Annotated in this window: 8 protein-coding genes; all 8 read left to right on the top strand. The window is 33.2% G+C overall.

Annotation, left to right across the window (positions count from 1 at the left end):
• Positions 1-17: 17 nt before the first annotated feature.
• Entirely contained in the window at positions 18-1,313 is a 1,296-nt protein-coding gene (locus QBE53_14570) for a hypothetical protein (GenBank protein WZL81009.1), read from the top strand.
• A gap of 12 nt (positions 1,314-1,325) precedes the next feature.
• Positions 1,326-2,927: a hypothetical protein gene (locus QBE53_14565; GenBank protein WZL81008.1), complete on the top strand. Its 1,602-nt coding sequence runs from the start codon at positions 1,326-1,328 to the stop codon at positions 2,925-2,927.
• On the top strand, positions 2,924-4,450 hold the full coding sequence (murJ, locus tag QBE53_14560) for a murein biosynthesis integral membrane protein MurJ (protein ID WZL81007.1): 1,527 nt from the start codon (positions 2,924-2,926) through the stop codon (positions 4,448-4,450). The genes QBE53_14565 and murJ overlap by 4 nt, the downstream gene beginning before the upstream one ends.
• 838 nt (positions 4,451-5,288) lie before the next feature.
• A complete protein-coding gene (locus tag QBE53_14555; GenBank protein WZL81006.1) occupies positions 5,289-6,665 on the top strand; it encodes a sugar ABC transporter substrate-binding protein in 1,377 nt (458 codons plus the stop codon).
• 148 nt (positions 6,666-6,813) lie between these two features.
• Positions 6,814-7,755: a sugar ABC transporter permease gene (locus QBE53_14550; GenBank protein ID WZL81005.1), complete on the top strand. Its 942-nt coding sequence runs from the start codon at positions 6,814-6,816 to the stop codon at positions 7,753-7,755.
• Between the two features lie 12 nt (positions 7,756-7,767).
• Complete coding sequence (locus QBE53_14545) at positions 7,768-8,613, top strand: carbohydrate ABC transporter permease (protein ID WZL81004.1); 846 nt, start codon at positions 7,768-7,770, stop codon at positions 8,611-8,613.
• Between the two features lie 31 nt (positions 8,614-8,644).
• Positions 8,645-10,636: a heparinase II/III family protein gene (locus QBE53_14540; protein WZL81003.1), complete on the top strand. Its 1,992-nt coding sequence runs from the start codon at positions 8,645-8,647 to the stop codon at positions 10,634-10,636.
• Between the two features lie 44 nt (positions 10,637-10,680).
• Positions 10,681-12,366 (top strand): histidine kinase, encoded by a 1,686-nt coding sequence (locus tag QBE53_14535; GenBank protein ID WZL81002.1) that lies wholly within the window; start codon positions 10,681-10,683, stop codon positions 12,364-12,366.
• Positions 12,367-12,368 lie beyond the last annotated feature (2 nt).

Here is a 12,368-nt window from a genome sequence, read left to right as displayed (position 1 = left end):
TTTTCTATTGAAAAGAGGTGATTAGTATTAATCTTGCAATTAAAAAAGCCGATGTCAAGTTATTATTACTGCTTTTTATATATAAAGTTATGACAGATGGTCTATATGTATTTTTTATAACGCCTTATTACTCATATATGGGAATGGACTATAATAGCAACGCTATAAAAGTAATTGTTTCATTTCTAGTTTTTTTTATTGCTTCTTTTCAAATTGTAAAAGTATATAATTCGAAAAAACCTTCTTCTTTGATTGCGTATCTAATAAATTTAGTGTATTTCATTCCTGGTAGTACTTTTTTTGCTTTTTCAACTGTTGATGATAAGTACTTTGTTTTTTATTCATTATATTGGCTACTATTTAATGGCTACTATAATCTAATACCTGCTATAGACTTTGGGTTTATAAGATTTAAAAATCAAAAAAGAATTTTTTATATTATTTTGATGTTAACTATAATTGGCACAATCTACATCACAGGTAGATATAATGGATTTAGATTACATTTCGGTCTGTTTGATGTTTATGAGTTGCGTGCAGCTGTTAGTGAGATTGCTTTGCCAGGAATCTTTGGGTATTTTAGGGCAATAGCTGCAACTTTGATACCTATTGGTGCAATCATTTTCTTGAAAAGAAAGCAATACTTTTTCTTTTCTGTTTTTGTTTTTCTTCAACTCTTTTTATTTGCATTTGGTGGTCACAAAACAACATTATTTGTTTTAGTTGTTGCCATTGTTTCAATAGTTGTTATTAAAAGAAATCATAAAAGTAAAATAATATATTTACTAATGGGAATGAATTTAATAGGGGTTTGCGAATCAATGCTTACAGGTAAATTATCCAATATAATTGCCATTTTCCAAAGAAGAAATATGTTTACAACAAACTTAATTTCTTCGTGGTATTATGAATACTTTTCAGTTAATGGTGCGGATTTCTTAAAGCAGAGTTTTTTAAGACATTTTGGATTTGTCTCTAAGTATGAAACCCCAATCCCACAGATGATATCATTGCTATATACTGGTAGATTAGGGGGAGCGAATAATGGAATGATTGGAGATGCTTATGCAAATTTTGGATGGTTAGGATTATTGGTTTATCCTATCATTTTAGTATTAGCGTTTAGATTTTTTGATTATTGTACAAAGGGACTTGATATCAATATTATTTTTGTCACGAGTGTGATTTTTGCGATTAATATAATAAATAGTTCATTTTTTACAGTTATGTTAACTCATGGATTTATATTCATTACACTAATTCTATATTTGATATCTAACAGACCAAATCAAACAATTTTGAAAATAGATTAGAAAAGAGGTATTATGATGGGGATTCAGCTAGACAATAACCATGGTTATAGGTGGAATAAAAAACAAAATGTATTCGTTAGAGGCAGTTTTTTCAGTAATGGACTATATTACGATGGCATTAGAATGATAGACGTATTTAATGGAATTAATTCAATTGTAGATTTTTCGGAAAAGCTCAACGGAATAAATGGATTTTTCTCGGTGGTAATTGAAACTGATCAATTTATCTTTGCTGCAACAGATAGAGTTAGTACAACTCCGATTTTCTTTAAACTTGGTAAGAATGACTTATTCGTAACGGATGATTATAGTAATATTCTGAGTAATGATGATGAAATGCATGAAGAATCAATGATTGAATATTTAAAGCTTGGATACGTTACAGGGAATAATACATTATACTCGAATGTGAAACAATTAAAACCTGGCGAAATATTATCATATGATAAACATAAACATGAAATTAAACTGGAGAGATATTATGAATATCATCATTTAAATTTGACTAATCTGTCGAAAAATGAATTAATTGAGGAACTTCATAATGTGCACAAAAATGTATTTAGCCGTTTTGTTGAATCGTTAAAAGGACGAAAAGTAATTGTTCCATTGAGTGGTGGATATGATTCGAGACTGATTGTTGAAATGCTCAAAGCTCATGATTATAGTAATGTATTGTGTCTAACTTGGGGAAAGAAAACTGATTGGCAAGTAAAAATTGCTAAAGACGTAGCAGATAAGCTTGGCTACGAGTGGATTTGTATCGATCATTCACGGAAAGAATGGTTTGAATGGTTTAATGGTAATGATTATATGAAAAGCAATATAATAACAGGGGCGATTTCATCTATACCATATCTTCAAGAAAACATAGCAATAAACCATCTAGAAAAAATATATTCTATACCAAAAGATAGTATTTTTGTATCAGGTAATTCTGGTGATTTTGTTGAAGGAGAACATATTCCATCAAGTATAATAGGTAATAATAGAGTTTCTGCAAATGAATTGGTAGAGTCTATTTATAAAAAACATTTTAGACTTTTCAGACTTAAAAATAAAAAGTATGAAGATGAATTAAAAAACAAGCTCTTAAGGTCATTGCAGATTGGATCAGTACTTGATTCTGAGCAAGCTGCAAGTATTTTTGAATATTGGGAATGGCAAGAAAGACAATCAAAATTTGTAACTAATTGTATAAAACCATTTGAATTAAAGGGATATGAGTGGAGAATGCCTTTATGGGATAATGAAATCATGAACTTCTGGTCCAAAGTTCCTGTAAAGTTAAGATATAAAAGAAAGTTATTTTTGGAATATTCTTCTAAGTACATGGATAACAAACTCGCATATGCGAATCCAAAATTGAGCAAAATAAAAATTTATAAAGAAAGACTAACTGATAATAGATATGGATGTTTTAATGGTGGATATAATATAATTAAAGGTCTGTTGTTGAAAGATGAGAAAATATTTTCTGATCCGATTTTAGATTTAATAGAAAAAAATTATATAGTTGTTCATAAGTTGAACGGATTAGTTGCTTTATGGAATCTCATAAATTTTAGAAAGAATGGAAAAGAACTATCAATTAAGATGGGAAATAATCAATGAAGAAGACTGCATTTATAATAATTATAATAACCATTTTATCGAAAATAATTGGATTCGCAAGAGATATTATTTTATCATATTTTTATGGGGCTCAAGCTATTACTGATGCATATTTGATATCAAAGACAATTCCAAGCGTCATGTTCATGCTAATTGGCACTGCAATTGTTACTGGTTTTATACCAATATATACCGATATTGAGAAAAATAATGGAGTACGGAAGGCGGACCAGTTTACTTCTAGATTAATTAATTTTATCTTCATGTTTTGCTTAATGATTTTTATTATTGTTGCTATCTTCACACCCCAAATCGTAAAATTATTTGCATCAGGTTTCAGTGGTGAAATATTAAGAATGACTGTCAATTTTACAAGAATTAATATGATTACAATTTTTGTAATGGCTTTAATATATATATTCAAGGGATATTTGCAGATAAAGGGGAATTTCGTAATCCCTTCCTTTATTGGACTTCCTCTTAATATTGTTGTTATAATTTCGATAATTATAAGTTCATTAGCAAGAGATGTTATAATATTACCTATTGGATATGTTTTGGCTGTTTTCTCTCAGCTTTTCTTATTGTTATTAAGTGTAAGGAAAGTAGGATATAAACATTCGATAAAAGTTAATATATTCGATAATAACCTGAAGAAATTTCTTATAATAGTTGCTCCGACAATTATTGGAGTATCTGTAAATGAAATTAATGTTTTAGTTGATAGAACTCTAGCATCAAGAATATCAATTGGAGGGATATCGGCGTTAAATTACGCTAATCAATTAAATCTATTTGTGCAAGGGGTTTTTGTTCTTTCATTAGCTACAGTTATGTATCCAAATATATCAAAATTAGTCTCAGAGAAAAACTTGCCAAAAATGAAGAAATCTTTTGGAGAGATTATTATAGGTGTTGCTATAATGGTTATGCCTGCAACAGTTGGATCAATCTTATTTTCGGAGCAGATCATTTCTTTAATTTATGGAAGAGGTGCTTTCGACTCAAATGCTATATCTCTAACGGCAACTTCATTAATGTTCTATTCAATTGGAATGATAGGATTTGGTTTAAGAGAAATTGTTTCAAGAGTTTTTTATGCTCTGCAAGACACTAAAACACCTATGATGAATGCAGCTATTGGCATGGTTCTTAATATTGTTTTGAATTTGATTCTATCACAATTTTTGGGGATAGGAGGATTGGCACTAGCAACTTCTATAGCCGCAATTTTTACTACGGTTCTTTTATTTATAAGCCTAAGAAAGAAAGTAGGCCCATTCGGCATGAAGCAAATCAGTATGTCATTCCTAAAAATCCTATTTGCCTCATTAATTATGGGCGGATTAGCAAAACTTAGCTTTAATTACTTAACAGCTTCTTTATCTCAAAACCTTTCACTCCTAATAGCGATTGGTGTCGGAGCGGTATCATATTTTGTGATTATCTACTTTATGAAAATTGAAGACGTTGATGTAATTGTCGGAGCGATTAAGAAGAAGCTTGGAAGAGGAGATGTATAGAGAGTTTCTCTAAAGCCTTGGTAATCACCCAACTCCCCAAAACTCCCCAATAAAGTTTTCATCCACATAAGTAAATTTTGGGAATCTTATATGATGAGGCTTAGAAGTAACATTAGTTGATAGTGTGATGGAGAGATGAGTAGCTATACAGAGTAAACAGATAGGCAAATTGGCTGGTATCAAGATAGGTAGTGACGATGATATTCGAGATGGGCCATGATTAGTTTGACACCGAGATCGGTAGTGAGGGTAACACCTGGATGTGCTGTGATGGTAACTTTTCAGATATCCATAATCAGTTTGACACCATGATTAGCAGTGAACGAGAACGGGCATTTTTAGTAGCAGAGATGTCTGTTTTTATACAAAGTGTATTTGGCAATCGCTCGTTGCGACATGCCATGATGAAGATAAAGTTCTCTAATCTGATTATATTCTGCCAAATCTATTTTCACGCCTTTCACACTCCTATACGATAATATTTACTATTATCTACAGGAAAATTTATGATTGGTTCAAAAATTCGTGGTCACTGTAATGCTATATGGCTCACTTTTATAGTATCAAACACAAACCTCAATCAGCACAACTACACAAAGCGTTAAATAAAAAGCAGGCAAAAATTGCCTGCTTTTTTTTCTATAAAAGTAATTTACATAGCCTTTGGTATCAAGGATTTAGAGGAAATGGAGATAGAATTTTCTAAAAGTAAGACAATATTGTTTTTTTGTATGGTTTATCAATAAATCTACCTATAATAAAAGAAGAACACCTAATGTACATACAAAGGCCCGTATAATATAATGAACATGTAAAAAATACTAAGGAGGAATAGGAAATGAAAAAAGAAATGGGAAAAGTGTTAGCGCTTATACTAGTTGTAGCATTTCTAGTTATTGGATGTACGCCGGCTGATGTTAAAAAAGAAGAGACGGCTAATTCGGGGCAAGACACTCAACAACAGGACGATCAACAACAGGATAAGACAGGCGAAGAAAAAACAAAGATTATTGTATGGACATTTCAACGTCATGATATGGATTATGTTGCAGAAGTTGTAGACAATTATAACGCAACGAATACAGATAATATCGAAATTGAAATAGAATTCATGACGGACAATTTTGATAACAACTTGGATTTGGCATTTCAAAGTAAGCAAGCGCCGGATGTATTTCGCGTAAAAGCTCAAACCGTTACACCTTATGTGAAAAAAAATATGGCAATGCCATTAGATGAGTTCTTAACGGATGCTGAGATAGAGCGATACGGCGATATGGTTGGAGTAGATAGATTAAATGCAGTGGATGGCAAGATTTATACACTTCCATATACAGGTAGTCCATTCCGACTTATCTACAATAAGGGCGTGTTTGCCAAAGCGGGATTAGATCCTGAGCAACCACCAAAGACAATGGATGAAATGGTTGAGATGGCAAATACAATTACAGAAAAACTTTCAAAAGAAGGAATTTATGGTATTGCAGCAAATATGAAAAACCCATTTAGCGCTTTATTCCGTTCGGTGGATGTTGTTGCACATCGTAGTAATGCTTTTCCATATAATCCCGACACAGAAGAATATGATTTTACAAAATATGGAGAAGTGGCATCGCAGTTTGCAAAAATGTATGCAGCAGGTTCATATTTTCCGGGGGCAGAAGGTCTTGATATAGACCCCATGCGTGCACAATTTGCACAAGGAAATATTGGTATGTACTTATCCGCTGATTGGGAGATTGGAGTTTATGATGGACAGTTTCCTACTGAAGAAGAGTGGGTTGCAGTGCCTGCACCTTCCATGGAACTTGGTGAGACATATCCGACACCAATGCAAAGTGCAGGATTAGGATGGGCAATGTCATCACAAACAAAATACCCGGAAGAAGCATGGAAAGTGCTTAGCATATTCCAAGACAAAGACTATCAAATTGACTATTCAGAAAAAGGTTATGGAATTATGATTACGCCAGAAGTTGCTCAAGCGGCAAAGCCAGCAGAAAAATATGGCGCTGAATTCTTTGTACCGACACAAGACGATAAAGTATTTAGTCCTCCACCACATGATGCAGGACTTGTAATTGAAGGAGAATCTTATTGGGATGTCTTTAGTGAAGTTATCATGGGCGGAAAAGATGTTGATGAAGCGGTTGAAGAAATGAATGAAAAGTATAATTCAGCATTGAAAGCGGCAAAAGAAAAAGGTGAATTTTAAGATAATGTAATACTTGTATAAAGTTGCTTTAAAGGTCTGTTTCAAGGGAAGAAGTCCTGTAGAAGCAGACCTTTAAATGTTGTGCGTAAAAAGCCCTGATTTGATAGGGATGAAGACCACGAACAATGATTTGAAAGAAGGAAAACATATGAAAAATAAAGACAAACCATTGACAAGAACCAGGGCATCACGTAGTAGCATCAAGAAGAACAAAACCATTTATCTAATGCTTCTTCCAGGGATATGTTTTTTGCTGGTGACTTCGATTTATCCGATTGTATGGATACTTAGATTCATGTTTTATAACTATACATCTTTTGGCGAGTTTGAATTTATAGGACTTCAAAATTTTGTAAAGCTGGCAAAAGATGAAATTTTCTTTGAATCACTTATCAATACAGTTATATATGCAAGCGGAAAATTAGTATTAACGATGCCAGTAGCATTCTTATTAGCGTATTTTCTGAACATGAAAATCAAAGGGCGTAATATTTTTCGTTCGGTATTTTTTATGCCTACAGTCATAAGTGTCTCCATTATGAGTATGGTGTTTTACTTGATTTTTAATCCATACAACGGATCGGCAAATCAATTATTGCTCAATTGGGGGATAATAGAAGCTCCAATTAATTGGTTTAGTCGTGAAAAAGCAATGTTGACGATACTGTTTGTGGCTATTTGGGGAGCTGTAGGAAATTATATGATTTATTTTTTGTCAGGACTTCAAACGATTCCACAGGAAATATATGAAAGTGCGGATCTTGATGGTGCAATAGGCTGGAGACGCCTGTGGTATATCACATTGCCCATGATGTCACCGATAATTCAGGTGGTTGTTATGTTGGCGATTACCCAAGCATTTAAAGACTATGAGACAATTCTTGTTATGACAGCAGGGGGACCAAACGGTAAGACCAATGTGCTTTATTTATATATTTACAAACTTATGTTCCCAATGGGGGATGCGGCAGGATCAGAGGTGCTCCAATATGGTTATGGATCTGCAGTAGCTTTTGTAACTGCTATTTTTGTAGGGCTGATTACCATTTTTTATTTACAATGGTCAAAAAAAATGCAGGAAACATATTAGGAGGAAACAATCATGCAATTTAAAATCAAGAAAACAATAGGACATGGTGTACTCTATACCATATTAATCGCTTTTTCAATCATCACATTATATCCGGTCGTATATGCCATATTGGGAAGCTTTAAAACCAATATGGAGCTGATGACAGGAGGGGGGATACTTCCAAGTGTATTTCAGTTTAAAAACTACCTGTACGTATGGGAAAAGGCGAATTTTGCAAAATATACCATGAATAGTGTATTTATATGTTTTTTTTCTACGATAGGCGCCCTTATTATCTCTTCTATCACAGCGTATTGTATTGAGCGGTATGATTTTTTTGGAAAAAAAGTGATATACGCATTATATCTTTCGACAATGTTTATTGCGTTGGGAGCGGTTACACTGCGTCCGCTATATTTATTGGCAGTACAAGCCAATATGCACAATACACTGTGGCCAATTATCATTATTCAAATAGGATCGCAAGGTGTCAATATTTTTTTGATTACAAAGTTTATTAAAAGTATTCCTAAGGAGCTTGATGAAGCAGCTATGATTGACGGATGTGGACCTTTTAAGATTTATTATGCAATTTTAGTTCCATTGCTTAAGCCGATTCTAGCGGTTGTGGCTTTATTTCAGTTTAGATTATCATGGAATGATTATATTGTGCCCTCAGTATTTACAATGACTCAACCGGACTTAAGACCCTTAACAGTAGGCGTTGTACAGCTAAAGTGGGGAACCGGAGCGGCGAGTGAATGGCATTTGATGATGACCGGAGCTGCGATATCCATTATTCCTATATTAATCATTTACTTTGTCGCAAACAAACATTTTATGGCAGGATTAACTGATGGAGGCGTTAAAGGTTAAGAGTAGCTATAATTCTAACGGAGGTAGAAGAATGATTCAATTTACACATCAAGAAATAGAAAAATTTAGAGAAAAAGCAAAACAAGATCCGCGTATTATTGATTGGCTGTTAGAACAGACCGAGCTTGTTCGAAACAATGAGTTAAAAATTCCTGATGCAGGAATTGCAAATTGGGGATTATATTATTACTGTTCTGAATGTTCTGTGGAATTAACGTTTGATTTTGATAAGCCAACCCAACATGAATGTCCACTGTGCAAAAAAGTGCATACAGGTGAACCATTTGATGGTGCATGGTGGAGAAGTATACATGAACTAAACTATACGGCAGCCTATTATTTGGGATTATTATACGTATGTACAGCCGAAAGTAAATACGCAGAGGATTCTAAAAATATTTTATTAGAGTATGCAAAACGATATCCAGGCTATGAAGTTCATGGCGATATACCTTATAATGGACCGGGCAAAGCCAATGCCCAAACATTATGTGAGGCGATTTTTATTAGAAATTTTGCTTATGCATATGACTTAATATCGGACACATTAACTCAAAAAGAAAAAGAGTTCATTTGTCAAGATTTGCTCCTTTGTGGGGCTAAGTTTTTAACCGAACACCGGCAGAATCAACTTCATAACCATGAAGTTATAATTAATGCGGCGATTGGTGTGGTTGGACTTATTGATGACAACAAAGAACTATTGGATTTTGCTATTTATGACGACTATGGACTCATATATCAGTTGGAACATGGCATGTTAGCCGATGGTATATGGTTTGAATGTTCTTTGTGCTACCATTTTTTTGCGCTTCAAAATTTTTATGGATTTGAACGATTTGCAGTTCATACCGAGCATAGCCAGATTATGCATCCAAATTATAGAAAAATGGTTAAAGCCGCTTTAAAATTTTTGCAGCCTAATTATAAGTTCCCAATGATGAATGATACAATGGATTATCACACAGAATTAAATGAATATAATCTCTATGAATTTTCATACAAAATATTTAGAGAAGAGATAATTCTTAAAGTGATGCATAAAGTATACGAAAATGAAGAGCGTAATAATATAGAATCATTTTTTTATGGCGTGGATACATTGCCTGATGCTAGCCCAATAGAGCTTGATGACTATCATGATGCTAAGGGTTCGGGTACAACCATCGTAAGAGGGGAAGATAATCAATTTCTTCTGTTTAGACATGGAAAATATGGTGGAGAACATGACCATTATGACCGCCTTTCCGTTTCTTATATGTATAAAAATCAAAATATTATTCCGGATCTAGGAACGACGGGATATGGCGCTTTTTATCATTACGAATACTTCAAAAATACAGGAACGCACAATACCGTAATGCTTAATGAAGAAAACCAAGCGCCATGCGATGGAAAGGTATCTGTTTTTGAAAAAACAAAGGACTATACATTTGTTGATGCTAAGGCAGAGTGGAATTCGAATTATACGATGCCAGATAGCTTTACGATTTGTCAGTGGAGTGAAGAAGCGTACCAAGATGTAACTATGCGACGACGCATATTAAAGGCTGAGAACTACTGGATTGATATTTTTAATGTGGAAAGTCCAAAAGAAAAAACAATTGATTGGATTATGCATTTTAACGGCGAACAAATAAATAGAAGCACGCAAGAAACTCCAATTGAAAATTTTTCAAATAAAAAGCCATTTAAATACTTAAAAAACGTATCTTTTGTTGATGCTGTGGGACTGACGAAAACGACGTATAAATTAGAAGACATAACAACAAATGTGTATTCTTACGTCGATGGCAGTCAGATGATTTATGCCCAAGGACCCGGGAAACCAACCAATCTGTATATCCCATATATGATTCAACGCGCTCAGGCAAAAGAAAAAGTGTTCATTAATGTTATTACAAGTCATGCGAATGATGATATAATTATAAAAGATGTAAAAATACAAATCATTAAAGATGAGATTGTTATAAAAGTCAAGAGCGATAGTAAAACCCAAGAACATCGATTTTCGTTAAAATAAAATGACTAGCGGCGTGGCGATAACAATAAAATGGTGATATGAAGATGAAGAAAGCATTTGCGAAGTTAAGAATGAAACAAAAAATTATGTTTGTCTCGATAAGCGGGATTATATTTACAGCTTTAGTACTAGGTCTCTTGTTTTTCAAAGTAACTGAAAAGATGTTTGTAGAAAAAGTGAGTAGCATTACACAAGAAACGATAGTTCAAAACACAAAGTACATTGACAACGAATTGGGACATATTTTGCAGTTGATTCATACGAATTTAATCGGCTATGATATAAGTTATTGGGTCTCTAAGTATGGTCAAGATACTTCTAATAGTGTGAACATCGATTTTCAATTACAGCAAATGTTAACGCAGTTGTGTATACAAAATGAGTTTATTCATTCGGCGTATCTGGTTGTCGATGATCGTATTGTAACGAACTTGAATCAAACAGTGGAGTATGATGTGAGTCCGATTATTGTAAAATCAAAAGAACAAAACTTAGCTTATTGGTCAGATGCAATCATCGAGGGTACACCAAAGCAAATAGAACTATTGCCCCTTGTTATTACTGTGCCGCTAAATAGTAATACCGATTACTATATTTCAGAACATACACCTAGGCTTGTGGTCAATATATCATATAGGAAAATAGACAAGGTGTTAAAAGAATTAGAAAAGCAAGTCTTTGGAAAAGTGTATTTACTCAATGCAGATAAGCAGTCATTTGAAAATCTGGATATACCAAATAATAATAGTGAGCATCTTATTCAAGAGAATATAATAGAAATAAGTGGATGGTATATTCAGTGTATTCAAGAAAAAAAAGTCCTATACTCAGACTTTTATGAATCACAAATAACCCTTGTGTTTTATATGCTCATCTTAATCCTTATTTTTGGAGTGATATCAACATATATTGCAAAGACCATTACTGAACCATTACAAAAACTGACCTTATATGCCAAAGAACTCGAACAACAAAAATATGACCGAAAAATCAAGTTGTTTGGTAAGGATGAAATTACAGAGCTTGGCAAAGCTTTTAATAGCTTAAGTCAAGAAATGCAGCGATATTCAAAGGTGGTTGAGGAAGATAAGATACGCATTAGAAATGAAGAAAAAGCCAAACGTAGAATTGAACTAGAATTGTTACAAGCACAATTAAATCCACACTTTTTGTATAATACACTAGACTCTTTATATTGGTATTCCGTTACGAATAAAACCAATCAGATAAGTAATATTATTCTTAATCTATCACGGCTTTTACGTATTGGTCTTAATAAAGGAAGCCAAAAGATACCTTTAAAAACAGAGGTGGATCATGTGTTAAGCTATCTAAAAATACAAAAAGAGATTTTTGGAGACAAATTCACGTATAAGGTTTTGTTTGATGAGACATTATCTGAATATAGTGTAGTGAAAATCTTGCTTCAACCTTTAGTAGAAAACAGTATTTTACATGGGTTTAAAGATATTGAAGAAGGAGGAGAAATCGTTGTTAACGTCTTTAGGGAAAATGAACTGATCATATTACAAGTTGAAGATAATGGATGTGGATTTACAGAAGAGTCTTTGGCAAAAGTGAGTGAAAAAAAACATTCTGGATTTGCTTTCAATAATGTTTTAGAACGCTTAATTTTGAACTACGGCAAAAATGCATCACTGCAATGGGAAAGTGAACCATATGTCAAGACGAAAGTATTGATATCAATACCGATGGATAAAGTATTGTGAGG

This window comes from Vallitaleaceae bacterium 9-2 (assembly GCA_038396585.1).
GTDB lineage: Bacteria > Bacillota > Clostridia > Lachnospirales > Vallitaleaceae > UBA1351.
This window is presented reverse-complemented; position numbering and strand designations above follow the sequence as displayed.